Below are 26,503 nucleotides of genomic sequence, written 5' to 3'. Positions count from 1 at the left end.
GACTCTTCAAAGATTTGATTTTCGCGGTCTTTAGCTTTTTTAGCGGTCAAAACCTCCTCCTTTGAACCTATCCATCCTCATTTCCTACGCTAGCGCGGCGATCGCATCCCTATTCGTATTCGTTGCCCTTTTCTCCAAGCGGCGCGGCAGCATCCCGTTGTGGGCTTTCGCTATCGGCATGCTGGCCCTCGCCGGAGAGCAGCTTCTATCCGCTCTCGCCCAGCAAAGCCAGAACCCCATCGAAACCGCGGACCTGATCCGCTGGCGCTTCGCAGCGACCGCCCTGCTGCCCGGGCTTTGGCTCATGTTCGCCAGCACCTACTCACGCGGCGATGTCTTGGCAAACGTGAAGAAGCGTCTGCCTGTGGTCCTGCTGGCCTTCTTGATCCCGCTGAGCGTCGTTTCATTCGCCCCCGACCACCTTGCTCGATTAGCAAGCGTGCCGGATCGGCCATTCCGCTGGATCATCGAACTGGATTGGGCTGGCTTTCTCCTGCAGGTCCTTCTCCTTCTTTCCATGATCGGGGCTCTGGTAGGACTCGAGCGCACTTATCGCGCCTCGGTCGGCACCCTGCGCTGGAAAATCAAGTTCATGCTCTATGGCATGGGCGTATTGTTCGCCGCGCGATTCTTCACGAGCAGCCAAATCATACTTGCCCAGCAAATCGATCCGTCGCTGGAGACCATCAACGCTGCCGCCCTATTGATCGGCTCGCTGCTCGTGGGGCGCTCGGTGCTTCGAAAAGGCAGCTTCGACATCGACCTCTACCCGTCTCAATCGATCATCAGCGGTTCCGTCGTCATCACCCTCGCTGGCGCTTACCTGATCGTGGTTGGCGTGCTTTCCAAAATCGTTTCGCACCTCGGCGGGGATCAGGGTTTCGTCATCCAGATCCTATTGGTTCTCGCTGCGTTGGTCGGACTGGGATTGCTCATACAAAGCGATCGCATGCGCCAACTGGTGCGTCGCTTCGTAAGCCGCAATTTCCAGCGTCCCCTCTACGACTACCGAACCCTTTGGCTCAAAGTCACGGAAGCAACCTCGCAAAGCGTGCGACGTAAGGAAATCTGCCAATCGACCACCAGGCTCCTCGCTGGGCTGTTCGACACCAAGCTGACTAGTATCTGGCTGTTCGATACGGCAAACTCCTGTTTCGTGCTCGCCGCTTCGTCCGATCAAGCGACGAGTCGGCAACTGAGCCGAGAGCGCGCCTCGATCGAAGGCAACGACGTTTCACGTGAGCTGTTGTCCCACCCCGACCCCATCGATCTGGAGTCCTTGCGCGAGAGCTGGACGGAACCGGTCAAGCGCTCCAATCCCAGTTCCTTCCCCAAAGGAGGAAATCGCGTGCTCGTGCCTCTGATCGGTCGCGAGACCGTGGTCGGCTTCATCATCCTAGGAGACCGCACCAATACCTTGGAATTCACCCAGCAGGAATTCGACACGCTCAGGTGCATCGCGGATCACATCGCTTCCAGTCTGCTCAACGCCGAGCTCACCAAGCAGCTCGAACAGTCCCGAGAGATCGAGGCCTTCCAGACCATGGCCACTTTCTTCGTGCATGACCTCAAGAACGCAGTTTCGACACTGAACCTGATGCTCAAGAACATGCCGAAGCACTGGGACAATCCTGAATTCAGGGAAGACGCCCTGCGCGGCTTGGGGCGTACCAGCACCCGTATCAGCGATTTGATTACACGCTTAGGCGAGGTGAGAAACGAGCTCGAGATTCACAGCGAGACCTGCGACCTAGGAGCCTTGATCAGCGAAACCGTAGAGAGTTGGCAATGCCCTGAGCACGTAACCTTCTCCTCTGACATCCAGAAAGACATCAGAGCCAAGGTGGATCGCGAGAAACTAAAAAGCGTGGTGCTGAACCTTATCATCAATGGGGCGGAGGCGATTTCCGAAAGTGGACGCATCGAGCTGGAGCTCACACGTCAAAAGGACTGGGCAGTGATATGCGTTCGCGACACGGGTTCAGGCATGAGCGAAGAGTTCTTGAGAAACTCCCTGTTCCGTCCATTCAAAACCACCAAGCAGAATGGCCTCGGCATCGGCATGTTCCAAAGCAAGATGATCGTCAAAGCCCATGGCGGCAGCATTTCGGTGGAGTCGACCGAAGGCGAAGGCAGCGTATTCACCATTCGACTACCGGTGGTTGCGGGATGAACTAGCCTAACCGCGAAGAGCGCGAAGGTCGCAAAGGGATTTTCTGTTTGGGACCGCTAAAAGCGCTAAATCTCGCGAATGAAATTCTGTAGGACGGGGCGTTGACCCGTCACGACGTTTGTCGCCTCAGCGCGGCGACCTACAGGAATTACGATTTTTGCGTCTTTTGCCGCCAGGATCGCGTCCGGAGGCCACGATCCACCTTCACTCGCCGATACTACTGGGTGGCGCGAGGTGTCCCGACTCGCGAATCGCTGGTGGCTGATCTGAACCTTATTCTTCCCGTTTCGGGTCAGGTTGGCCTGCGGCCAAGTAGGTGTCGCGGCGCGACGGCAGGTTTAGCCTTTGGCTGAGAGCGTTCTCACGAACGTGGCTTCACTTTCATTCAGCTTCGCGACCTTTGCGGTTGGAAAAAGCCTTTGAACGCTCGCCGAGGACGTCGAGCGCCACCTTTTAGCGGACTTTGGCGTTTTTCGCGGTCCCAGCCCCCCAAAAGTTAGCACCACTTTCGTCCGACTTTCTTTCTCCATTGCACTGTTCTTAGAGACCTTCGCGCTCTTTGCGGTTTGCCCTCTTTCCAAACGCTCGCCGGGGACGTCGAGCGCCACCTTCATGCTGATTCATGTAGGACGGGGCGGTGACCCGTCCGGTGATGTCGCCTCGGCGCGGCGACCTACAGGAAGCGCGATGTTTTGCGCCTTTTGGCGCCAGGATCGTAGCAATTCCATCTCGCTCCATTCCGAAGCGCGCTCTCAAAAACGCTCGCCGGGGACGTCGAGCGCCACCTAGGACCTTAGAATCCGTCGGAGGAAAATCAGCGGAAGCATGCCTCCACCTAGGAGCAAGAGCGTGATGCCAGAGTCGGGGGCTCCGATCGTTCCGACCGGACCTTGGGACGTATCATCATCTTCTTCCTCGCTATGGTCAACTGATAGAAGCTCCTGTCCTGCATTGAGCCCTCCTGGAGAGGCGATGGCTGGGCCAATCCAAGAAAAATCTTCGTAGGAATAGCCTGAGCCCGCTAACTGCAGGGAATACTTTTCTTGGGTCGAATCGTTACTCTCCTGCAGACCAATATCAGAGCTATCCACATTCCAATCGTTCGAATGGATAATTCCACCATAACTCAGGAACTGTACTAGCTCACCGCCAACGACGAGCGCTACGCCATCTGGTCCGTTCTGTATCGACGAGCTCCTCCTGAAAGCGAGAAACTTGAAGCCATCCTCTTCGGACTCTTCATAAGCGTGCCCAAGCTTCATTCTACCATACCGGTCACTATCGTCGCCGTTTATAAGCTCGAGGGAAAGTGAATCATGATCATCCGTGAAAACGAGATCGTTCTTGTAAGCTATTTCGACGAATTCGTACGTATCACCGCCGATGTTATCATAGTGGAACTCGTTTATCCAAATGTCAGATGTTGAATATGGGACTGCATGCGAGAGACCTACGAAGGATGCGAAAATGACGAAGAAGAGAGTTATTCGCGGAAGAGTTGGGTTCATGGGGATTACAGGATTCGAGGTTGCTGGAGAAAAGAAGTGCCTCGCGGGTTGGAGTCCTCGAGGCGCTTCAGGTTTAAGAGCAAGGGTAACAGATTTGAACTCACTCAAGAAAAGCAGTGCTGATAAACGCGCACCGTAGGAGGAAATCACCCTAGGTCAATCGGTTAACCGTATTTTTGCCTATCCTCTTGGTATTATTAGCTACCCTCAGATACGCCATTACCAACAGGCCTAGCGATCTGTGTTCAGGGGAGCGTTTGATCGCGTCCCGAGGCCACAATCCACCTTTGACGGTGGCGCGAGGCGTCTCGACTCGCGCGCAGCTTGTGCCAATAGCTCCACTCGAATTCTCGTTTTCCTTTACCCGCAGCTTTAGCGTAAAACTCCCTAAATTTCCTTTCAGAAAAGGCTTCATTTTCCGATTTCTTGGGACGATAGTGTAAGAAAATCCGACAACCCAATTCCTCCTGTGGCCTCTCCTGACAAAGCAAAGCTACTCATCGTCGACGACGACGACGAAATCCGCACCCAAATGCGCTGGTCGCTCAGCTCCGACTACGAAATCCTGCAAGCGGGCAACCGCGAAGGCGCCCTTCAACAATTCAAAGAGCATCAGCCTTCGGTGGTCCTTCTCGACCTGGGACTGCCGCCACGCCCGAATCTCACCGACGAAGGCATGAATACGCTGGCGGAGATCGTGCAAAGCGCTCCCAAGACCAAGGTGATCATTATCTCCGGCCAAGGAGAGCGCGAGAACGCCTTGGAAGCCATCGGACGCGGGGCTTACGACTTTCTCTCCAAACCCGTCGATACCGACGAGCTTCAGCTTTTGCTCAAACGCTGCTTCTATGTCGCCGAGCTGGAGCGCGACTACGTGAAAATGCAGCGGCAGCTCAACGAAGACGCCTTCGAGGGCATGCTGGGAAATAGCGAGCCCATGCAGAAGGTTTTCGGCTTGGTCCGCAAAGTCGCCACGAGCGACGCTCCGGTGATGGTTTTGGGAGAAAGCGGCACGGGAAAGGAAATGATCGCTTCCGCCATTCACAAGCGTTCCTCGCGGGCGGACGGACCCTTTGTGCCGATCAATTGCAGCGCCATCCCGGAATCGCTTCTGGAGAGCGAGCTTTTCGGGCATGAAAAAGGCTCATTCACCGGGGCTGACAGCACCCGGATTGGAAAAATCGAGCAGGCTCAGGGCGGTACCTTGTTTCTCGACGAAATCGGCGAGGTTCCCCTCTCCGTTCAGGTCAAGTTGCTCCGCTTTCTGCAAGAGGGCTACATCGAGCGCGTCGGCGGACGCGAGGCGATCAAGGTCGACGCTCGCATCGTAGCCGCTACCAACGCCGACCTGAAAAAAGGAATGGCGGACGGATCCTTTCGCGAGGACTTCTACTTCAGACTGGCGGTGGTGGAGCTCAACGTGCCGCCACTGCGCGAGCGTGGGGAAGACATCGAATACCTCGCCACCACCTTTCTCAAACGCTTCGCTGCCGAAGCGGGCAACGGAAACCTCTCGTTCAGCGCCGCGGCCCTGAAATCGATTCGCTCCTACGCCTGGTCGGGCAACGTGCGGGAACTGCAAAACCGCGTGCGACGAGCCGCCATCATGTGCGATGGCAACCGCGTATCCCCGGAAGACCTGCAGATTCCTTCCTCCAATCGCATCCCTGCAGGCACAACGCTCAAGGAAGCGCGCGAAGCCCTCGAAAAGGAGCTGGTGGAAGCCGCTCTAGCCAAGCACAAAGGCAAAATCACCGCAGCCTCGGCAGAGCTTGGCATCAGCCGCCCCACATTCTACGAACTACTGGACCGGCTTGGCATCAAGCGCTAGAGATAGGCGATTGCGCGTTATTTCCGTTGACTTCGTCGGTCGCTTTCGTGCTCGATCCCCCGACGAGCGGAAGCGGATTTTCGCTAGAGTCCGATACGCGAACGACCTGTCGGACCACGCTCCTTATTTCCAGTTTTTGAATTTTCACAACTATGTGCGGAATAGTCGGTTACATCGGAAACGATAACGCAGCTCCCATCCTTCTCAATGGGCTGAAACGTCTTGAATATCGCGGTTACGATTCCGCAGGCATGGCCGTCTGGCAGAAGGACCGGACCATCAAGCTGATCAAGCGAACCGGCAAGGTGAGCAATCTCGCGGCCTGCATCTCCATCGACAAGGAAGACGCCGGCGTCGGCATCAGCCATACCCGTTGGGCCACTCACGGCGGCGTCACCGAGGCCAACACCCACCCGCACGTTTCCTGGGACCAGCAGATCCATCTCGTTCACAACGGCGTGATCGAGAACTACCAGACCTTGAAGAACTCGCTCGAATCCAAGGGCGTCACCTTCTACAGCGAGACCGATTCGGAAATCCTCGCCAACCTGATCGCCTACAATCTCCAGCAGCTCGATGGGGAAATCACCACGAAAACGGTCTACAAGGCCATCCTCACCAGCCTGACCAACGTCGAAGGCACTTATGGCCTCGCCATCATGTGCGCCTCCCTTCCCGGCACCCTTTTCGGGGCCCGCAAAGGCAGCCCGCTTATCTTGGGCGTTGGTAAGAACGAAATGATGCTGGCCAGCGACGCCAGCGCCATCCGAGCCCGTACCAACGAGGTCGTCTACCTCGACGACAACCAGATCGTGACGCTCACTGAAGACAACTTCAGCATCACCACCATCGAGGAGGCGGAAGTGGTGCCGGAGATCAGCACCATATCCTGGAAGGACGAGGACGCGGAGCTGCAGGGCTTCGAGCACTTCATGCTAAAGGAGATCTACGATCAGCCTGCGGCCTTGGAAAACGCGTTTCGCGGTCGCCTCGACATGGGAGAAGGCATCAGCAAGTTCGGCGGGCTCAATCTCTCTCGCCAAGACATCCGACGCATCGACCGCATCACAATCGTGGCCTGCGGCACCGCCTGGCATGCGGGCCTAGTCGGCGAGTACCTGATCGAAAAGTACTCCCGCATCCCGGTGGAGGTGGAGTACGCCAGCGAATTTCGCTACCGCAATACGCCGATGGACAAGAACACCCTGGTCATCGTAATCAGTCAAAGCGGCGAAACGATCGATACCCTGGAAGCCCAGCGCGAGGCTCAGCGAAAGGGCTACCACGTCATCGGCATCGTCAACAACGTCGGCTCCACCATCGCTCGCGAAAACGACGGAGGCATCTATCAGCACTCCGGACCGGAAATCGGAGTCGCCTCGACCAAGGCCTTCACCTCGCAGCTGCTGATTCTGGCGATGCTTTCGATCTACCTCGGACGCACCCGCGACCTCTCCTACACCGACGGCTGCCAAGCGATCAAAGCGGTGATGGAACTGCCGAATTTGGTGAAACAGACGCTTCAGCTCGCCGACTCCATAAAAGGCATCGCCAAGAAATTTGCCCACTACGACGACTTCCTTTTCCTCGGTCGCCTCGAAATGTTTCCCATCGCTCTGGAGGGCGCCTTGAAGCTGAAGGAAATCAGCTACATCCACGCCGAAGGCTATCCTGCAGCCGAGATGAAGCACGGCCCCATCGCTCTTATTTCGGAAAAATGCCCCAGCATCGTCATCGTGCCCGACGACGAGACCCTTAAGAAGAACCTGTCCAGCGTGCAGGAGGTCAGAGCTCGAAATGGCAAGGTGATCATCATCACCGATTCGAACGAAATCCCTTCAAGCCTAGCCGACGAGCTTATCATCGTGCCCAAGGCTCATGATTGCGTGCGTCCGGTCCTGATGACCATCCCGCTCCAGCTGCTTAGCTACTACATCGCTCTGGAACTCGGACGCGACGTCGACAAACCACGCAACTTGGCCAAGAGCGTGACAGTGGAGTAGAAATCAACCGCGAAAGTCGCTAAAATTCGCGAAAGCGACTGCGATCGACGTCACGTCGTACCGGTCGGCAGCCGCTACCCTCAAGCCAATCATGTAGGACGGGGCGTTGACCCGTCGTCCATTTGTCGCCTCGGCGCGGCGACCTACAGGAAGCGTGGTGTTTTGGCGCCTTTTGGCGACAAGATCGCGTCCGGAGGCCACGATCCACCTTCACTCACGATACTGGGTGGCGCGAGGCGTCCCGACTCGCGAATCGCTGGAAGCCTAATCTGAAACTTATTTTTCCCGTTCTGGGTCAGGTTGGCCTGCGGCCAAGTAGGTGTCGCGGCGCGACGGCAGGCTTAGCCTTTGGCTGGGAGCGCTCTCACGAACGTGGCTTCATCTTCATTCAGCTTAGTGACCTTCGCGTTCTTTGCGGTTTGCCCTCTTTCGAAACGCTCGCCGGGGACGTCGAGCGCCACCCTAAAGCCAATCATGTAGGACGGGGCGGAGACCCGTCAGTTGCTGTCGCCTCGGCGCGGCGACCTACATCAAATACGACTTTTCGTGCCTTTTGGTGGCAAAACCATTCCTCTCTTGAGCACATTCTAATGAACACGGTAGTTTCCCGACACAACTTTGCGGTCTTCGCGTCCTTTGCGGTTGGAAAAAGCCTTTGAACGCTCGCCGAGGACGTCGAGCGCCACCTTTTAGCGAGCCTTAGCGTTTTTCGCGGTCCCAGCCCCCCAAAAAAGTTAGCACCACTTTCGTCCGACTTTCTTTCTCCATTCCACTGTTCTTAGAGACCTTCGCGCTCTTTGCGGTTTGCCATCTCTTTGAAACGCTCGCCGGGGACGTCGAGCGCCACCCTCAAGCCAATCATGTAGGACGGGGCGGTGACCCGTCGTCCATTTGTCGCCTCGGCGCGGCGACCTACAGGAAGTTGGCCTGCGGCCAAGCAGGTGACGCGGCGCGACGGCAGGCTTAGCACTGAACGCAGAGAATGGACTCTTCGCCCTTGGCAACTTTCGCGGTCAAACCGCTACTTCAGCATTTGCTTTAGGTAGGTAGCGTAGCCGGTCTTGCCGAGGAAAAGAATTCGCTCTTCGAGGGCTTCTCGGGACAGCCATCCCTTTTCGAAACCGATGCCTTCCAGACAGGCCATTTTGAGCCCTTGGCGTTTTTCGATCACCTGAACGAATTCGCTAGCATCGATCAAGGAGTCGTGGGTTCCTGTATCCAGCCAAGCGGTACCGCGGCCCAGCAGGCCGACATGCAACTGGTCATTCTCCAGGTAGATGCGATTCAGATCCGTGATTTCGAGCTCCCCTCGTGGCGACGGCTTGATCTGCTTGGCAAACGCGCAGACGCGCTCATCGTAAAAATACAATCCCGGTACGGCGTAGTTGGATTTCGGTTCGGCTGGTTTTTCCTCGATAGAGAGCACCTTGCCATCCTTGGCGAATTCAACCACCCCGTAGGCCTTAGGGTCGGAGACTTGGTATCCGAAAATCGTAGCCCCTTCACGCCGAGCATCCGCTTCCTTCAAGGTGCGCACGAGATCGTGGCCGTAAAAAAGGTTATCACCGAGAACCAACGCGGCTGGAGCTCCATCCAAAAACGCTTCGCCAATTAGAAACGCTTGGGCCAAGCCGTCCGGCGATGGCTGCACGGCGTATTCAAACGTCACACCAAATGCGGAACCATCGCCCAGCAGACGTTGAAAGAGCGGCGTGTCCTGCGGGGTGGAGATGATCAGGATCTCTCGTATGCCGGAGAGCATGAGCAGAGAGATCGGGTAGTAGATCATCGGCTTGTCATAGATCGGCATCAACTGTTTGGATACAGCGATCGTGCAGGGATAAAGACGGGTGCCTGAGCCACCGGCGAGAATGATTCCTTTGCGATGTTTTGTAGACATGAGTAAAATGGGTTGTGGAATGGATAACCGCGAAAAGCGCTAAATATCGCTAAACTGATCGAGTTTGTGTGTTGGCTATCCTCTCCCACTCTAATTTCGGATGTGAGCAAAAATTCACTAGCAAACCAAGTGGTTTCCCAGTCGCTCGAAGATAGTTCAGAACTTGTGCTCGATGTTCGTCCGTTAGCTTTTTGACTGCCTTGATTTCTAAAATGATTAGGTCAAAGCACAGAAAGTCCGGTATGTATTTTTGAGACAATGGACGACCTTTATATGACAAACTTAGTGGGTTCTGAGGCTTGGAAGGAATGCCAGATAAAGCGAATTCCATTTCTAAGCATTCTTGATAAACGCTCTCGTGAAACCCGCTTCCCTTTTCCTTGTAAACCTCAAAGCAAGCTCCGATCACCTGATAGCATTCCTCTTTGAATATGAGCTCAGCCATTTTAGCGATCTTTAGCGACTTTAGCGGTTAGAAAGACATCAAGCGTTACCGAGGCGTTCGCGGGCGTATTTCTTTTCGGCGATATCTTGGCACCAAGCCAAGTTCTCTAGATACCATTGTATGGTTTTTCGGATACCGGTATCGAAGGTTTCCGCGGGTTTCCAGTCGCATTCCGCGGCGATGCGATCGCAGTTGATGGCGTAGCGACGGTCGTGCCCTGGACGATCCTTAACATAGGTGATCAGATCCTCGTACTTAGCGATGCCCGCCTTCTGAGCGTTTTCGTTTTCCGCAACGGGAGCGAGCTCGTCCAGCAAGGCGCAAATACGCTTCACGATTTGGATGTTTTCCATCTCGCTGCGGCCGCCGATGCAATAGGTCTCACCAAGATCTCCCTTCTGCAATGCTGCTAGGATTCCGGTGCAATGATCCTCCACAAAAAGCCAATCGCGAATCTGCTTGCCGTCGCCGTAGATGGGTAGCGGCTTTCCCTCGAGAGCGTTCAGCGTGACCAGTGGAATCAGCTTCTCCGGGAACTGATATGGCCCGTAGTTGTTGGAGCAATTCGTGGTCACCACCGGAAAACCGTAGGTGTGATAGTAGGCGCGAACCAAAAAATCGCTAGACGCCTTGGAGGCCGAATAAGGGCTATTTGGGGCGTAAGGCGTGGTCTCGCAAAACGCGGGATCCTCCGGCTTCAAGGTGCCGAACACCTCGTCAGTGGAAACGTGCAGAAAGCGGAAGTCAGCTTTGGCATCCCCCTCTAGCCCAGCCCAGTGGTGACGGGCCGCTTCCAGCATGCACAAGGTGCCGGTAACGTTGGTTTCCACGAACGGCTCAGGCGTGTCGATCGATCGATCCACATGGCTTTCCGCTGCAAAATGAACGATGGCGGAAACGCTATTTTCCTTTATCAAGGAAGCGATCTTTCCTTGATCCAGAATGCTGGTATGGGAAAACAAATACGCCTCCGACGATTCGAGGTCGGTCAGATTGGCCGGATTGCCGGCGTAAGTGAGCGCATCCACATTTACGATACGATCGAAGCCGGAGGCCTTGAGCAGCTTAGCGTCATCGCGAAGCAGAATACGAACGAAGTTGGAGCCGATAAAACCACAGCCGCCAGTGACAAGGATAGAGTTCATGTGAGGAGAATTTTAGTGAACCGCTAAATTCGCGAAAGGACGCGAAAGAGCGAATCTGAGATTTGAGTGGACTTGCTTTAGCGAAATTTGGCGTTTTTTCGCGGTTAAGGACTACGCCTTCTTCCAGTTCTTGAGCGACCATTCGAGGGCTTCCTCGACCGGACGCATTGCGATGCCAACCGACTCCAGTTTTGAGGAATCCAGAACGCAGTTCGATCGCGGCGTCTTAGCGGCTTTGGACATGAAGTCCTCCACATCCTCGAAGAATTTGAAGTCCTTCTCATTCACTCCCAGATCCTTGATGATGCCAACCACTTGGGAGGTGGTGACGGAGCCGGGATTGGTTACGTTGTAAATTCCGTAGGGCGCTTTTTTCTCCACGCAGGCGAAACAGGCTGCCACGAAGTCTTCCAGTTGGCTAAGCGAATTTCGCGCTTCGAGCAACGTGGCGTAGCTCTGCACCTTGGTCAGGTAATTGCGAGGGTTATCGATTTCGTTGAAGGGTATCCGCAAACGCCATACATAGCCTTCCGCGTCGGACTCGTGCTGCCAGGCTGGCCACTCGCCTTCACGTTCAACCTCACGCCACCCGAGTACCTCTTCGCCGAGTGCCTTGGTTCCGCTGTAGAAAGAGCACGGCGGCTTGCGGAAGCAGAAGTTCGGAGCATCGTCCTCTCTCCACCCTCCCCCGCCAGGGCGTTCGTCGGCGAAGATGCAGCCACTGGAAACATGGCCCCACCCAATGGAGAGGTCGGAACACACTTCGCGTATCACGCCAGGCAATACAGCGTTTCCGTCCAGGCAATTGCCTTTGTCGAGCTCGCAAGCGTCGACATTCGGCTTGCCAGTGTAACCCGCGCAATTGATCAGGAAGCTGGCGCCCAGATCCTTGAGCGAATCAGCGAAGGCTTTTTTGGAACCGTTCGCGAGATCGCGACCGCTTAGCGTTTTGAAAGCGACACCTTTGGCTTCGAGCAGGGCTTTGAAGGAGGTACCGACGTATCCAGTTGAACCGACGAGGACGATCATTTTCGATTTATTTCAGGATTATACGAGAGGGAAAGGACAAGCTACCAAACGCGCTGCGGCACTGAAACCACATCGTAGGACTGAAGGACAAAGGCTTCGCTTTTCTTGCCATCCAAAACCGCTTTCAGATCGAGTTCGAAGCGCTGGTAGGTATCACCTTTGCGTCGCATCACGACCACGGAGTTCAGTTTCCCCGAGGTTTTATTTATGCCTCCCGCCGCGATGATGGCTTCCAATACGGAAAGCTGTCGGAAGGAAGTGATGATCCCGGGCGCATTGACCTCGCCTTCCATGTAGTAGGTGAAATGCGATTCGACAACGGTCACCAGAACTTCGTTGGACACCAGTTGGGACTCCATGGCGTCTTCGAGGAAGGTTTCCAGCTCCTTTGGCGTCTTCCCGGCAGCTTTCACTTCACCGATGATCGGCACGGAAATCACTCCATCGCGCCGAACTTGAAGCTCAGTATCCAATTCTGGAGCGCCGGGGAACGAAATGCGTAGAAGATCTTCAGCCTGTAGAATAAAGGCCTCCTCGTTCTCTTGAGCCTGAGCGAGGGAGTTGGTCGTGAACGACGCCAATGCCAGAGCGAGAATGGCGAAGAGAGAAAAGCGGCTAGCGGTTAGGCCCGAAACCGAAGCTCGGCGAGTGGATTTGGACAGAGTCATAATTTTATGAAAATGAGTTGGTAAGGGAACGGCCCAATCTGAAGTAACTTAAACTTCCCACTCAAGAAGAAAGGGGCGCCCCACGGTTCGATCGCTTTCGCCCCTACCCCGGTCCACGTCCGGCGGTCGGAAATCGCGAGAACGTAGCGAAAGCTGCACGACATCCGATCGAAGCTCTCGAGAGCTTCGCTACTTGGAACTTCGCGAGCAAGGCCGCTCTTTGACCAGCAAAAAGCCCCGTCGCTTGCGGGCGACGAGGCTTTGAAAGACGGTATTTAGCGATCGGGCGCCTACTTAGCGGCCGCAACGATGGAGTCGGGCGTCATGCCCAGCTCGGCCATCACGGTGTTGCCGGGAGCGCTGATGCCAAAACGGTCGATGCCAATGACTTTGCCTTCGGAGCCAACATACTTGTACCAGAGAGCGGATACACCTGCTTCGATAGCGATGCGCTTTGCGCAGGCCTTGGGCAGGACCGACTCCTTGTAATCGTCGCTCTGGGCGTCGAAGCGGTACATGGAAGGCATCGAAACCACGCGGGTGCCAGCGCCGAGCTTTTCCGCGGCCTCGATGGCGTGCTGCACTTCGGAACCGCTGGAGATGATGATCGTTTCCAACTCCGCGGTTTCCTTCTTTATGATGTAACCGCCTTTGAGAACTCCCTTGCGACGCTCGTCTGCCGACGCGGTATTGATGTTAGGGATGTTCTGGCGCGTCAGCGATAGCATGGTCGGACCGCTCATGCGCTCCATGGCTGCCACGAAGGCGCCCGCGGTTTCTTCCGCGTCACAAGGACGGATCACGTCGAGATTCGGAATCACGCGAAGTCCGGATACCGTTTCCACCGGCTGGTGAGTCGGGCCATCCTCGCCGACACCCACGGAGTCGTGCGTGAAAATGTAGATGGTCGGCAGGCCAGCGAGCGCAGCCAAACGAATCGATGGGCGGCAGTAGTCGGCGAAGACCATAAACGTCGCCCCGGAAGCGCGGAAGATGCCATCGTAAGCGATGCCGTTCATCAAGGCGCACATGGCGTGTTCGCGAATGCCGAAAAGCAGATTGCGTCCAGTCTCGTTGCCGGGAAGGAAGTCTCCTCCGTCCTTGATGTAGTTCTTGGTCGAACCATGCAAGTCGGCCGACCCGCTGATCAGCTCCGGACGAGCCTTGGCGATCGGCTGCAGCACGGAGGAACCGGAACCGCGGGTGGCGGCCTTGGTGTCGTCCGCGGAAACGGGGATAGCGGCGAAGAGTTCGTCAACATCGACCGGGGCAGCCGCTCCCGCTTCGAGCTGGGCGGCGAGGTCCGAATTGGCAGCCTTCCATGCGTTGTAGGTGTCCAGCCAGGAATCGTAAGCCACCTTGCGCTCCTGTTTCACCGCGGCGAAGTAGTCCTTGACGTCCTGCGACACGTAGAAGGTTTCCTCAGGAAGCCCCAATCCCTTGCGAGCGCCTTCGGCATACTTCGCTCCTCCTTCGCCATGCCCGCCGCTGGTGCCAGCGACTTCCGGGATGCCGCGACCGATCTCGGTCTTGCAGATAATCATCTGCGGCTTGCCTTTAGCCCCTTTAGCGGCGGCGTAGGCGGAAGCGATCGCCGAAAAGTCGTGCCCGTCGATGGTCACCACATCCCAGCCCATGGCCTCGTAGCGCTTGGCGGTGTCCTCGCTCTGAGTCTTTTCCGCCATGGCGTCGAGGGTGACGTCGTTGCTGTCGTAGAAAAGGATCAGGTTATCCAGCTTGAGGTGGCCCGCCAATGCCGAGGCTTCCTGAGCGACGCCTTCCTGCAAGCAGCCATCGCCCGCGAGCACGACCACTTTGTTATTGATGATGGTGTGCTCGTCCGTGTTGAAGCGAGCCGCCGCCATCTTGCTGGAGATGGCGAAACCGACGCCATTGCCCACGCCTTGTCCGAGGGGACCCGTGGTGCACTCCACGCCTGGCGTTTCATTGAACTCCGGGTGACCGGGTGTCTTGGAGTGAAGCTGGCGGAAATTCTTGAGCTCCTCGATCGGGAGATCGAAACCGGCCAGGTGCAGCCAAGTATAGATAAACATGCTGCCATGGCCCGCGGATAGGATGAAGCGGTCGCGATTCACCCAACGAGGCTCGTCCGGATTCACATTCAAAGCATCGCCGAACAAGGTGGCGCCGATTTCAGCGGCGCCCAAGGGAAGGCCAAGGTGGCCCGAGGAACAGGCGTGGACCGCGTCGATAGCAAGCCCGCGCGCTTGATTGGCGGCTTTTTGGAGTATTTCGGTATTCATATTAGATTTCGTGTGAATCGTTTTGAAAAATGAAAAGTCCAGAGCATCCGCGCCTCGTCCAGGGTTTCAAGTCTCAAGGCTAGTCGGAGTAGCGGAAACGTTGAACTATTCTCAAGCGATCCGCGTTTATTCTCCGGCTGATAAATCCCGCTCACGCCATCGCTGAATGGAATTAATCCCCCGGGAGAAAAACGATAGATCACGCTCGCCTATAGAGACCAAGCCCGTCTCGCAGACAACCGCGCAAAGGGCTTTACAGAAAAGCGGCATGGCTATCTGCGAGAAACGATCTCCGCTGAGCCCGCGAACGCAGCGGCGGGCGCAATCTTCCTGGCGCTCGTGCGGGACAGGGCACGGGCGGCGTAACCCGGACACGACATTCTAGCGTCGCCTCGGCTAGGATCGCGTCCGGAGGCCACGATCCACCATCAGGTGGCGCGAGGCGTCCCGAATCTCGAATCGCTATTGGCTGACTCGTGCCATTTCGTACGATTTTTATCGGGTTGGCCTGCGGCCCAGTAGGTGACGCTGCGCGACAGCAGGTTTCGCTTCGGCTGGGCGCGTTCTCATGAACGCAGCACCGTCATGCTGGCGGCAGTCCAACCGTGTTCCGACGAAGCCGGATCATCCTTCATTAGTATCCCTTCAAACGCTCGCCGGGGACCTCGAGCGCCACCTTTTCGTACTTATGTCGGACGGGGCGCCGACCCGTCAGAGCATGTCGCTTCGGCGCGGCGACCTACATGCCGAGAGGATTGCGCACGATGATCGCTATGCGAGCAGGATGTCTGGCGGCAGCGGGATGAGAAAGCCCATGGTGGATCGGGTTGCTTGAGCGGCATCACGATACGAATCTTCAATCCACAAAGCGACCTTCGCGTTCTCGGATGTGTTCGCTTCGCACCAGTGACGGCTCAATGCCTCGGTACTCGTGATCATGTCGCTACGCTCGGTAGCGGTTTGTCCCCATTTCAAACGCTCGCCGGGGACGTCGAGCGCCACCTTTTGCGCACTCGAGTAGGACGGGGCGCCAACCCGTCAGGGCTTGTCGCTTCGGCACCCAAAAAACCGCGTCCTCTTGCGAGAGACGCGGTTTTCAAAATCGTTTATTCGAACGGTCTTGGACTAGTGCTTGCCCTTGGCGAGACGCTTTTCCTTAACCTGCATCGCCTTCTTGCCAACCAGGCCGCGGAGGTAGTACATGCGAGCGCGCATGGTCTTGGATTCCTTGTCGACTTCGATGTTGGCGATCAGTGGGCTGTGAACCGGAAAGACCTTCTCAACGCCTTCACCGTAGGAGATGCGACGAACCGTGAAGGTTTCGTTGATGCCAGAGCCGCGGCGAGCGATGACGATGCCAGCGAAAATCTGGATACGCTCCTTGCCGCCCTCGACCACGCGGGTGTGGACCTTGACGCCATCGCCAATCTTGAAAGGCACCACGTCCTTCTTGAGCTGCTCTTGGGTTAGTTCGTTGATAACTGCGTTCATTGTGAATCCTCTAGTAAATCTGGTCTCCGCTTGCGGGTTCTTTCCTCGCGTTGCTGCAGTCGCCACTTGTCGATTTCGGCATGGTTTCCGGAGAGCAAAACCTCGGGAATCGGCATGTTTCGGAACACTGCGGGACGCGTGAATTGAGGAAAGTCGAGCAAGTTGTCTTGGAAGCTTTCGTTAGTCAATGATTTTTCCTCCCCTAAAAAACCGGGCAAAAAGCGGCTCAGACAGTCGATCAAAACCGCTGCGGCGAGGGTGCCATTGGTCAAAACGTAATCGCCGATGCTCACCTCTTGATCGATGAGATTCTCCCGCACCCGATCGTCGATCCCTTCGTAGTGACCGCTGACCAAAAGCAGGTTCTCCTTGCTAGCCAGCTCCTGAGCGAGTTTGGGCGTGAGCGGATCGCCGTCCGGGGCCAGGTAAACGCGATGCGTGTTCGGCGACTGCAGCTCCTCGATGGCATCGAAAAGCGGCTCCGGCATCAACACCATGCCCGCTCCTCCGCCAAACGGTCGATCGTCCACTTGCTTGTGCTTTCCCTTGGCCCAGTCGCGCAGGTTGTGCACCGCGATTTCCACGATGCCGCTTTTCACTCCACGCCCCATCATGCTCTCGGACAGAAATCCGTCGAGCATCTGCGGAAAGAGAGTGAGTACGTCGATTTTCATGCGGTCGTCGAGTTTCGGCCGGTTTTCGCTACACTATTATATGGGAAGCGGATCGCACGGGGAGCGATCCGGGCATTCGCCCTACGGATAAACGAAAAGCCCGGCGGTTCCGAAGAAGCCGGGCTGGTGAAAGTGACTACGAGGACGCGTCGGTTTCGCCGAGGAGCTTAGGCGCTCGCTTCAGCTTCCTTGCGAGCGCGCTTGATGAGAGAAACCGAAGTCTCGGTCGGCTTGGCGCCAACGGACATCCAGTACTCGGCGCGCTCCACGTCGAGCTCGAGCTGCTTGCCAGCGTCCTTCTGCTTGGGAAGGTAGGTGCCGAGCTTTTCTACGAAGCGGCCGTCGCGGCGTCCGCGAGCTTCCGCGACTACTACGCGGTAAACTGGTTCGTGTGTTGCGCCTGCGCGTTGGAGTTTGATCTTTAGTGCCATCGTTGAGTCTCCTAGAAATTGGAAAAGGGAGCGAAGATTAATCAAAAATGGATCTTGTCAAGCAACATCCAATGCAATGATGTTTCCGCCCTTATGTTGAAAGCTGGTATCGTCGGTCTGCCGAACGTTGGCAAGTCTACTTTGTTCAATGCTTTGACGCGCACGCGCAAAGCGGAGTCTGCAAACTATCCCTTCTGCACCATCGACCCCAATGTGGGCGTGGTCACGGTGCCCGACAGTCGTCTGCAAACGCTGCAGGACATCGCCAAAACGAACGTGGTGATTCCAGCGGCCATCGAGTTCGTGGACATCGCGGGGCTCGTCGCCGGCGCCAGCAAAGGCGAGGGACTGGGGAACAAGTTTCTGGCCAACATTCGCGAGACCGACGCCATCGTGCAGGTGGTGCGCTGCTTCGAAAACGACGACATCGTGCATAGCATGGGCTCGGTCGATCCCATTCGCGATATCGAGGTGATCAATACCGAGCTCATCCTCGCCGATCTGGAATCGGTCGAGCGTCAGAAGGAGAAGCTGGTCAAGAAAGTCCGTTCCGGAGACAAGGAAGCCGCAGCGGCGGTGGAGCTGATCGACCGGCTGATTCCCCACTTCAACGACGGCAAGCCAGCCAACACCTTGGAAATGAGCGACGAGGAGCTCGTCATCCTGCGCGGACTTCATCTGCTCTCCTCCAAGCCCGTCATCTACGCGGCCAACGTGATGGAGGATGACCTAGCGGACGCGAACGCGAATCCGTACGTCGCCAAAGTCCGCAGCTACGCCAAGGAGGCTCACGACGCTGGCTGCGTGGTCATCAGCGCCCAGATCGAATCGGAGCTGATCGACCTTTCCGCTGAGGACGCGAAGGAGTTCCTCTCCGACCTTGGGGTGGATGACTCCGGCGTTTCGCTGCTGATCCAAGAAACCTACGCCCTGCTGGGGCTGAAAACCTACTTCACGGCGGGCGAAAAGGAAGTGCGGGCATGGACCTTCGAGGAGGGCATGACCGCCCCTCAGTGCGCGGGAGTGATCCATACCGATTTCGAAAAGGGATTCATCAAGGCTGAGATCGTGGCCTACGAGGACCTTTCCTCGCTGGGCAGCGTTTCCGCGGCTCGCGACGCCGGCAAGTATCGCCTCGAGGGGAAGGAATATCTCTTCAAGGACGGCGATGTGGCGGTTTTCCGTTTCGCTAACTGAACCAACCCGCGAGGCGGCGGTCCACCTTCGAGCCGAGCGCGGTTGCGAAATCCCCCGTTTCGTTCTTTTTCCTTAGGGTCGGGCGCAATATAGCGATTAATTGAAAACGTCTTTCTTGATAATCCCGCTGAAAACAGCGACCTTTGTAGACTTGCACCAATGATGTACGACCGTCCCTACATGACGACCAGCTTCGACGAGAAAGCGAAAAAGACCCTGTTCTGGATCATCGGGATTAACGTCGGCGTATTCTTTTTGCAAAACGTGCTCAACGCGGCGGGCGCTCCTCAGTTCATGGGGCACTACTTCGCCTTCAGCTACGATTCTCTGGCCAAGGGCTTCATCTGGACCCCGCTCACCTACTCCTTTCTGCATGGCGTCGGCAATTGGCTGCACATCATCGGAAACATGCTGGGCATCTTCTTCATCGGCCGCGTCATTCTGCCGGTGCTGGGGCAGAAGCGCTTTCTGCAGCTCTACTTCGCTTCGGTGCTGGTGGGCGGCTTGCTCTGGTTCGCCCTGACCTTCATCTCGGGAGCCGGCTCGGTGGTGGGCGCCTCGGCAGCGGTCTTCGGACTGCTCACCTTCTTCGCCTGCGTCTACCCGGACCGAGAAATCCAAATGCTGCTCTTCTTCGTGCTGCCCATTCGCGTGAAGCCGAAAGTGCTGGCCTACGTGATGCTGGGCATTTCGATCCTGGGCCTGCTGTTTCAGGAGCTATTCTCCACCGGCGGCTATCGCGTGGCCCACTCCGCCCACCTCGGAGGCATGCTCACCGGCTACCTGTTTTTCAAATACGTGTACACGGCAAATCCTTACGACAACTCCGGCAATCTTAACCTATCGCTGGCCCGCTTCTTCAAGAAGCCATCTGCAAAAAAGAGTAAAACCACCTTCAACTACAAGGTGAACGTCTCCAGCAAGCAGCGGGATCTCAAGAGGGAAGTCGACCGGATTCTGGACAAAATCAACAGCAAGGGCTTCGGTTCGCTCGACGCGGAAGAGAAAAAGACGCTAGACGAGGCCCGGGATTTGCTTCGCAGACGCTAGACTGGAATGGCGACGCGACCAAGCAGGCTCATTTCAGTCTGGAACGCTTTCCATTCGTCCTTTTCCATAGAGACGCTTCTGCCCCCCTCACCCTGCACTTTCATAGCCTCGAGCTCTACCGAGCGTCCGGCGAAACCACTCTAACTCGAACAACTAGAAACCAATGACCAAACGTTTGGCACACCTTCTGGCCTTCGCCTGCCTGGCCCTAACCCCTAGCCTTTTCGCCGTTCTGGCCCCCGACGAGGGCACGACCGAACTGCCCGAGCTGCGCAGCACGCCGCTGATGCAAAACGAGGCCCGGCTCATCGTGGAAATGCTGGAGACCATGCACTTCGAGAGTTCGGAGATTTCGGACGAGACCTTCGTCGAGCTCATCACTCACTACATGGAGGACCTCGACTACAACAAGCTCTACTTCCTCTCCACCCAGGAAAAGGGATTCCAGGAAAAGTACGGTCCCACCCTGGGATTCAAGCTGCGCTACCAAGGCGAAATGGAAGCCGCCTTCGAGATCTACACCCTCTACCGCGACCGGGCCATCGCCCGTATCGAGTGGGTGCTGAAGCAGCTCGAGAAGGACTGGTCCTTCGATACGGACGAGTACTTCGTCTACGATCGCAGCGAGAGCGAATGGCCAGCCACCGAAGAGGAGGCCGACGAGCTTTGGCGCCTGCGCATCAAATACGAGCTGCTGCAGGAGATCCTCAACGACAAGACTCAGGAGGAAGCCAAGGAGCGCATCGCCAAGCGGTACAAGCGCGTGCTGCGCAACATCTACGAATTCGGCTCGAAGAACGTGCAGGAGGTTTTCCTGACCAGCCTGACCAAGATGTTCGACCCCCACTCCAGCTTCCTCTCCTCAGACACTTTGGAAGACTTTCACATCCAGATGCGCCTCAAGCTGATCGGCATCGGAGCCATGCTCAGCGAGGAGGATGGCTACTGCGTGATCCGCGAGCTGGTGCCCGGCGCTCCTGCCATGCGCAGCAAGAAACTCCAGCCGAACGACCGCATCGTGGCGGTGGCTCAGGAGGGAGAGGAGCCGGTCGACATCATCGGCATGGGCCTGCGTAAGATCGTGGATCAGATCCGCGGCGAAAAAGGCACCAAGGTTACGCTCACCATCATCCCCAGCGACGCGACCGACGAGTCCATCCGCGAGGATGTGGTGATCGTACGGGACGAAGTGCACATCAACTCCAGCCGAGCCGGCGGCAAAATCTACGACATTCCCGATCCCAAAGGCGGTACGGAGAAGATCGGCGTGATCGAAATCCCCTCCTTCTACGGTGGCGACGAGTATTTCGAGAACGGCCAACGCTACATCACCAGCGTCACCAACGACGTGGAGGAGCTGCTGGTCAAGATGATGGACGAAGGCGTGCAAGGCGTGGTGCTCGACCTGCGCCACAACGGAGGCGGCCTTCTCGACGAAGCCATCCGCATGACCGGTCTCTTCATCCGCCGCGGCCCAGTGGTGCAAGTGCGGGAAAAGAGCGGCTACGTCATGCCTCACATGGACCGCGACCCCAAGGTGGTTTACGACGGACCGCTGGCGGTGCTGACCTCCCGCTACAGCGCCTCCGCCTCAGAGATTTTGGCTGGGGCCCTGCAGAACTATGGACGCTCCATCACCATCGGAAACTCGAGCACCCACGGCAAAGGCACCGTGCAACAGGTTTTTTCACTCGACGACTATGTGCTTCGCAAGGATCTGGCCAACGACAAGGCGGGCGCGGCCAAGCTGACCATCCGCAAATTCTACCTGCCGAACGGCTTTTCCACTCAACGAAAAGGCGTGGTGCCTGACATCCAGCTCGAATCGGTGGAAGAAGTCACCGCCGTGGGCGAAGCCGATCTCCCGAACGCCCTGGCTTGGGACTACATCAAGCCGGTCGCTCGCTTCGTGGAAATGACCCTCAAGACCAACCTCCTCGAGAGCATCATCAACGCGAGCAAGGAGCGCATCGACTCCATGGAGGAGTTTGCCTTCCAGCGTCGACGCCTCGACTGGTTCCGCAAGCTGGAGGATCGCAAGGAAATTTCGCTCAACCTCGAGCAACGCAAGATCATGATGAAGCAGGAAGAGACCTTTCTCGACGAGATGAAGGACGAGCAACGCCTGCTGGCCGAGAAGAACTACACCTTCAAAGAGATCAAGCTCGACAGCGTGCTGCGCGAAGAGGCCCAGCGGGCGGAGGAGGAAGCCGAATGGGAGGCGAGCACCCAGTCCGAAGCGGAGGACGCGGTGGCTGAGGAGACGGACGTCGCCGTCAGCGAAGACCAAGAGGTGAAGGGCTCGGTCGACGAGGTCATCGCGGACGCGATGGACGAAGCGAGCGAAGCCAAGGAGGAAGAGGAAGAAGAGGACGTGCCCGACTTCGACATCCAGCTACGCGAGACCCTTCGCATCATGGCGGACGTCATCGACATCTCTCCCGACCCCGCCGAGTGGACCCAGCCCGCCCTGCCTATCGCGGCGAAGTCCCGCTTCGAGCGCCTGCTCAACTAAAGCGCCCTTCCCCGGCCACTCGCAGACCGACCCAGCGGGCGGACAAACAAAAGCCATTTCAAAACAGGAAAAGCCGTTCGATTTTTTGGTCGAACGGCTTTTGCTTTTCTCTCGTCGCCACTTGGGGTTCGGCGGCTACGATAGTAAATCTGGATCCTGCCCCATCGTCGGCAACCGCAGCCGGTCGCCGCTACTCCACCCGCAAATCCCAATGGTTGGTCAAGGCGCAGACGATGGCAGAGTAGCGATTCTCTATGCCAAGCTTGCGGAAGATGCTCTCGCAGTGCTTCTCGACCGTGCGTGGACTGATTTCCAAGATCCGACCAATGTCGCCATTGGTCTTGCCTTCAACGATCCAGAACAGGACCTGTTTCTCCCGACGCGTCAACCTGTCCAGTTGCTCGGCTCCGGGCACATCGCCATGCAGTTTCTTGGCTCTATCAGCGGGTATTTGATTTGAATTCACGATTTGGTTTCCGGTTTAGCTTAGGGGAGGGCTCGAAGGTTTCAGAAGCTTCCAGAAGGCTTTTGTTCCGCTGGATTCGTTCTGCTAGCTCGAAGTCGGCTCCGAGAGAACCGATCGCAGGCTTTTCCGTCGCACATCATGCATCTCTGAATCTTTCTTGACCACCGAAGCTAGTAGTTAGGCTTACTCTGTTTACAGGCTTTTTACTTAGGACCACTATCAATCCTTAGTCAACAGTGGATATATTCCAGAGTACGTATATCGGGAATTATCCTAATTCCAACCCGAGGAAGCAGATTTTCTAATATTTGGGGACTTCCCTAGCCATCGTCTCTGATCCAGCTCATTCGCGAGCCGGCGGAGAGGTTCTATCGCTACTGCTGCTCCTGCTCGGAGCATTCGGAGCATATCGCGCCGTCTTTGGTGTAGCGAAAGCTGCGTTCGGGATGGCTCACATCGGTTGCCCCGCAAACGGAGCAGGTGTGGAAAGGCTCCGACTCGAATTTCTCCTTGGCCTGCTTCATCTCCGTGACGCGCTGCTTCGCCTTCAACCCGCGAAAGAAATCCAGTCCGAAAAAGAGCGGGAAATTGATCAGCGACCCGATCATCATCCAACGAATGGGAGCGGGCGAGGAGAAGAACTCGAAGATCAGCAAACCAGCGATGAACAGCCCCAGCCACTTCATTTTGACCGGAAGAATGAAGTAGAGCCGCAATTCGAAATTTGGATACAAGTAGGCGAACCCGAAGGTGACCGAATAGGCGACGTAGTAGTTGGAGATCGGCAGACGCGGATACAGCGCCCCTACCAGAGCCACGCACACCACGCTGGTGAGCAAGTAGAGATTGTAGCGAAACGCTCCCCACTTCGCCTCCAGAGAAGTCCCCATCAGGTAGAAGACGATCCATGCGAAAGCGATCCAGATCCAGTGGGCCGGCGGCGGGATCAGCATGAAGGAAAGGATGCGCCACACCTCGCCCGACATGAAGAGGTCGAAACGAAAGACCATGTACTGCAGGATGCCCATCTGGTCGTTTCTCAACGCCATCATGGCGTAGGTCAGCACTTGGCCGACGATGATGTAGATCGTGAGGTTCTGAATGGCTAGCGAGCCGAACCGCTTTTCAAGCTTGTCTAGAAACGCCATGATCTACGAATTCTGTCCCTCGTTCGGGAAACGGGCCACGGTCTGGATAGTGATGCCGCCTCGCGCCTTCTGCACGCAGGTGACTTGACATCGTTTCGGTTGGATATCCTCGACCACGCGATCGCAAATCTCGGCGGTCATCTTCTCAGCGAACATGCTTTTTTCGCGAAACCCCCAAAGGTAGAGCTTCAGGCTCTTGCTCTCGATGCAGAGTCGATGCGGAACATACTCGATGCTCACCGTGTAGAGGTCAGGCTGACCGGTGATGGGACAGGAGCTCATCACCTCGTCCGAGGTCATGGTCACTTCGGAAACCCCCTTCGGAGCATCGAAGGTGTCCAGTTCGTCAATGGGCTGCCTGACTTGCTTTCCTAAATATTTAGACTCCATAAACTGATCGATCGCAGACGACTATCGAGAGAGCTCCCCCGAACATCAAGCTTTGCATTGCCCGCATCGCCCAGAAGCCGACGCCTATGAAAACGCGCAAAAAACGTTCCCTTGCGGGAAGTCGACGAAGCCGTTTCACTGGCTCCTAGAAATGACTACCCTAACCCGCTTTCTAATCCTGACATTCACTACCCTCTGCCTTGGCGCCTCAAGCCTCGTCCAGGCCCAGACCTCCTTCATCGAGCTTAGGGAGGGAGATCCCGTAAACTGGCAGCCCTGGTCCGAGGATCTGCTGACCCGAGCAGAACAGGAGAGCAAGCCCCTCTTCTTCTTCGTCGCCCACTTCGGCAACAGTCTCGCCAACGCCATGGGCCATGAGACCTTTCAGAACCAGACCATCGCGAAGCTGGTGAACGAAACCACCATCCCCGTGCTTGTCGACTCCACGCAAACCCCCGAGCTGGCAGCAGCTTTGCTGGGCCTGGCCTCCGAACACTTTCAGACGAGCGGATGGCCGGTCTGCATCTGGACCACCAGCGCCCTCGCCCCCCTCGAGGGCGGCGGCTATTTCCCGCCCACCGACGACTGGGGCAGCCAAGGCTTTCTGACCCTCGCACGCAATGTATCCGAAAAATGGAACACGCAGCGGGACGAGTTCGTTTCCCAGGCGAAGCAACACCTTGAAAGCAGCCTCGCGACCTTGGACCTCACCGACGCCACGATCGATCTGACCCAAGCGCTAGACTACGCCATCGTCCCGACTGCCGACGCCCCTGCCTTGTCTTCCGGGGCCCTCGCATCCGCGACCCAAGCCCTGCCACTCCTGCCTGATCCCGCGGCCGATCGCCAAAGCTCGGAAATCGCCAGCTTGATCGAAACGATCTACGCGGGAGCCGGCTTCGATCCGATCTCCGGCGGCTTTTTCATCGGCGCCAACGATCCGTCCTGGCGCCTTCCCCTGTTCCAAAAGTCCGCAGCGGATCAGGCCTTGATGCTCAGCGCCCTCGCGAGACTTTACGAAACCGATCCAAAAGATGAATACAAAAACCTGATAAGGCTGACCGCCATGTTCGTGGATCGCGAACTGAAAAAAAAGAACGGCCTTGCCCACGAGTACCTCGACAGCTTCGCTCCCGGTGAAACGCCGGACATGATCGAGGGCAGCTACTACCTGCTCGAAGACGACGATATCAGCGACCTGAGCCCAGACCAGCTCGGAGCCTTCGGACTCGCCTCCGGCGGAAACCTAAGCGCCGACATCGACATCCTAGGATTGTATCAGGGCCTGAACATCGCCTACTCGCCCGAACCGACAGCCCTTTCCCCCAGCCTCGACGCGGCGCGCGAGGCCTTGCAAGCGATCCGGGCGGAGAAGAAAGCTCCTCGCAAGGAAGCAACCGCGTTCGTATCCACCAATGCCCTTCTCGTGGAAGGACTCGCGGCAGCCGCTGCAGCCACCGATGAAAGCTCGCTTCGGACGCAAGCCATCGAACTCTACGCTTCCCTATTGAAAACGACTTGGCGGGCTGCGGACGCCACTCTGGCCAATTCCGATCTGCAAGACGCCTCGCCTGCCAGCAGCGCCGCCTACGCGCGCCTCATCTCCGCCAGCCTCGCGTTGCTGGAGCTCACCGGGCAAGATGTCTATCTTGAAAACGCCAAAGCCATCGACGCGGCCTGGCGAAACGATGCCCGCTTCGACCCTCAAAATCGATTGACGCTAGCTGTGAGCGGGATGGACACCAAACTCCCTCTCGGCAGCTATATCGATTCCTCCCGCCCCGCAGTCGCGAGCGTTCACCTGCGCAATCTATCAAAACTGGCATCGAAAACCGGCGACCAGAGCTACCTTTCCGAACTCAAAAGCCATCTGAGCTCCCTTCCATCGCAGGCCGAAGGCGCCCCTGACCGCTACCTTTCCCTGCTCGTGGCGGCCGAATCGATAAAAAGACAGTAGGGCTCGCTACCGTTTGGCGCCAGCAGGTCGGCTTCGCGGCCCCTAGGTAGGTTAAGGGGTTCACCCCCTCGCCTTTCCGATGCGGGCGAACCCCCATGATGGCCCGCGGATACCCTTATCTACGGGCCTTTGGGCGGCGATTCGCTCTAAGGCCCATAGCCTCGCGGCTCGATGCGAGCGCTCGAGCGAGGCGAAAATCCCAACCGAGCCTAAGGAAA

20 protein-coding genes and 1 pseudogene are annotated in these 26,503 nt (G+C 56.9%); 7 read left to right on the top strand and 14 right to left on the bottom strand.

Annotated elements, in window-relative coordinates; translation table 11 throughout:
- Positions 1–61 precede the first annotated feature (61 nt).
- Positions 62–2,173 (top strand): XrtA/PEP-CTERM system histidine kinase PrsK, encoded by a 2,112-nt coding sequence (prsK, locus tag QEH54_RS19445; RefSeq protein ID WP_309020378.1) that lies wholly within the window; start codon positions 62–64, stop codon positions 2,171–2,173.
- A 785-nt stretch (positions 2,174–2,958) separates the two neighbouring features.
- On the opposite strand, the gene QEH54_RS19440 is transcribed toward prsK, so the two are convergent.
- Positions 2,959–3,681, bottom strand: coding sequence for a hypothetical protein (locus QEH54_RS19440; protein WP_309020377.1), 723 nt, complete (start codon positions 3,679–3,681; stop codon positions 2,959–2,961).
- 469 nt (positions 3,682–4,150) lie between these two features.
- On the opposite strand from QEH54_RS19440, the gene prsR reads away from it, so the two are divergent.
- Both prsR and glmS read left to right on the top strand, forming a co-directional pair.
- On the top strand, positions 4,151–5,512 hold the full coding sequence (gene prsR / locus QEH54_RS19435) for a PEP-CTERM-box response regulator transcription factor (RefSeq protein ID WP_309020376.1): 1,362 nt from the start codon (positions 4,151–4,153) through the stop codon (positions 5,510–5,512).
- Between the two features lie 152 nt (positions 5,513–5,664).
- Positions 5,665–7,515 (top strand): glutamine--fructose-6-phosphate transaminase (isomerizing), encoded by a 1,851-nt coding sequence (glmS, locus tag QEH54_RS19430; RefSeq protein WP_309020375.1) that lies wholly within the window; start codon positions 5,665–5,667, stop codon positions 7,513–7,515.
- Between the two features lie 1,021 nt (positions 7,516–8,536).
- On the opposite strand, the gene rfbA is transcribed toward glmS, so the two are convergent.
- From rfbA to rpsP, 10 genes are all read right to left on the bottom strand, one after another.
- Positions 8,537–9,415, bottom strand: a complete 879-nt coding sequence (gene rfbA / locus QEH54_RS19425) for a glucose-1-phosphate thymidylyltransferase RfbA (RefSeq protein WP_309020374.1) — start codon at positions 9,413–9,415, stop codon at positions 8,537–8,539.
- 49 nt (positions 9,416–9,464) lie between these two features.
- Positions 9,465–9,860 carry a GxxExxY protein gene (locus tag QEH54_RS19420; RefSeq protein ID WP_309020373.1) on the bottom strand — a complete coding sequence of 132 codons (396 nt, stop codon included), beginning with the start codon at positions 9,858–9,860 and terminating at the stop codon, positions 9,465–9,467.
- Positions 9,861–9,898: 38 nt separating this feature from the next.
- Positions 9,899–11,005, bottom strand: coding sequence for a dTDP-glucose 4,6-dehydratase (rfbB, locus tag QEH54_RS19415; RefSeq protein WP_309020372.1), 1,107 nt, complete (start codon positions 11,003–11,005; stop codon positions 9,899–9,901).
- A 111-nt stretch (positions 11,006–11,116) separates the two neighbouring features.
- Complete coding sequence (locus tag QEH54_RS19410) at positions 11,117–12,034, bottom strand: sugar nucleotide-binding protein (protein WP_309020371.1); 918 nt, start codon at positions 12,032–12,034, stop codon at positions 11,117–11,119.
- Between the two features lie 41 nt (positions 12,035–12,075).
- Positions 12,076–12,702 carry a polysaccharide biosynthesis/export family protein gene (locus QEH54_RS19405; protein ID WP_309020370.1) on the bottom strand — a complete coding sequence of 209 codons (627 nt, stop codon included), beginning with the start codon at positions 12,700–12,702 and terminating at the stop codon, positions 12,076–12,078.
- A gap of 290 nt (positions 12,703–12,992) precedes the next feature.
- Complete coding sequence (gene tkt, locus QEH54_RS19400; protein WP_309020369.1) at positions 12,993–14,966, bottom strand: transketolase; 1,974 nt, start codon at positions 14,964–14,966, stop codon at positions 12,993–12,995.
- A 771-nt stretch (positions 14,967–15,737) separates the two neighbouring features.
- Positions 15,738–15,905 carry a hypothetical protein gene (locus QEH54_RS19395; protein WP_309020368.1) on the bottom strand — a complete coding sequence of 56 codons (168 nt, stop codon included), beginning with the start codon at positions 15,903–15,905 and terminating at the stop codon, positions 15,738–15,740.
- Between the two features lie 186 nt (positions 15,906–16,091).
- The gene (rplS, locus tag QEH54_RS19390; protein WP_309020367.1) at positions 16,092–16,457 is read right to left on the bottom strand and encodes a 50S ribosomal protein L19; all 366 of its coding nucleotides are present in this window, start codon (positions 16,455–16,457) and stop codon (positions 16,092–16,094) included.
- A complete protein-coding gene (trmD, locus tag QEH54_RS19385) occupies positions 16,454–17,131 on the bottom strand; it encodes a tRNA (guanosine(37)-N1)-methyltransferase TrmD (protein WP_309020366.1) in 678 nt (225 codons plus the stop codon). Before trmD ends, rplS begins: the two co-directional genes overlap by 4 nt.
- 167 nt (positions 17,132–17,298) lie before the next feature.
- The gene (gene rpsP / locus QEH54_RS19380; protein WP_309020365.1) at positions 17,299–17,562 is read right to left on the bottom strand and encodes a 30S ribosomal protein S16; all 264 of its coding nucleotides are present in this window, start codon (positions 17,560–17,562) and stop codon (positions 17,299–17,301) included.
- A gap of 93 nt (positions 17,563–17,655) precedes the next feature.
- On the opposite strand from rpsP, the gene ychF reads away from it, so the two are divergent.
- From ychF to QEH54_RS19365, 3 genes are all read left to right on the top strand, one after another.
- Entirely contained in the window at positions 17,656–18,759 is a 1,104-nt protein-coding gene (gene ychF / locus QEH54_RS19375) for a redox-regulated ATPase YchF (RefSeq protein ID WP_309020364.1), read from the top strand.
- Positions 18,760–18,918: 159 nt separating this feature from the next.
- Complete coding sequence (locus QEH54_RS19370) at positions 18,919–19,809, top strand: rhomboid family intramembrane serine protease (RefSeq protein ID WP_309020363.1); 891 nt, start codon at positions 18,919–18,921, stop codon at positions 19,807–19,809.
- A 163-nt stretch (positions 19,810–19,972) separates the two neighbouring features.
- A complete protein-coding gene (locus tag QEH54_RS19365) occupies positions 19,973–22,324 on the top strand; it encodes a carboxy terminal-processing peptidase (protein ID WP_309020362.1) in 2,352 nt (783 codons plus the stop codon).
- Between the two features lie 190 nt (positions 22,325–22,514).
- Here QEH54_RS19365 and QEH54_RS19360 read toward each other — a convergent pair.
- The 3 genes and pseudogenes from QEH54_RS19360 to queF all read right to left on the bottom strand — a co-directional run.
- Positions 22,515–22,715, bottom strand: a pseudogene (locus QEH54_RS19360) (helix-turn-helix transcriptional regulator); the annotation flags it as partial.
- A 449-nt stretch (positions 22,716–23,164) separates the two neighbouring features.
- Positions 23,165–23,938, bottom strand: coding sequence for a hypothetical protein (locus QEH54_RS19355; RefSeq protein ID WP_309020360.1), 774 nt, complete (start codon positions 23,936–23,938; stop codon positions 23,165–23,167).
- Between the two features lie 3 nt (positions 23,939–23,941).
- Positions 23,942–24,328, bottom strand: a complete 387-nt coding sequence (gene queF / locus QEH54_RS19350) for a preQ(1) synthase (protein WP_309020359.1) — start codon at positions 24,326–24,328, stop codon at positions 23,942–23,944.
- 151 nt (positions 24,329–24,479) lie between these two features.
- Here queF and QEH54_RS19345 point away from each other — a divergent pair, with 151 nt between their 5' ends.
- Complete coding sequence (locus QEH54_RS19345) at positions 24,480–26,285, top strand: DUF255 domain-containing protein (RefSeq protein ID WP_309020358.1); 1,806 nt, start codon at positions 24,480–24,482, stop codon at positions 26,283–26,285.
- The last annotated feature ends 218 nt before the right edge of the window (positions 26,286–26,503 follow it).

Origin of the sequence: Pelagicoccus sp. SDUM812003, from assembly GCF_031127815.1 — a bacterium.
Lineage (GTDB): Bacteria > Verrucomicrobiota > Verrucomicrobiia > Opitutales > Opitutaceae > Pelagicoccus.
This window is presented reverse-complemented; position numbering and strand designations above follow the sequence as displayed.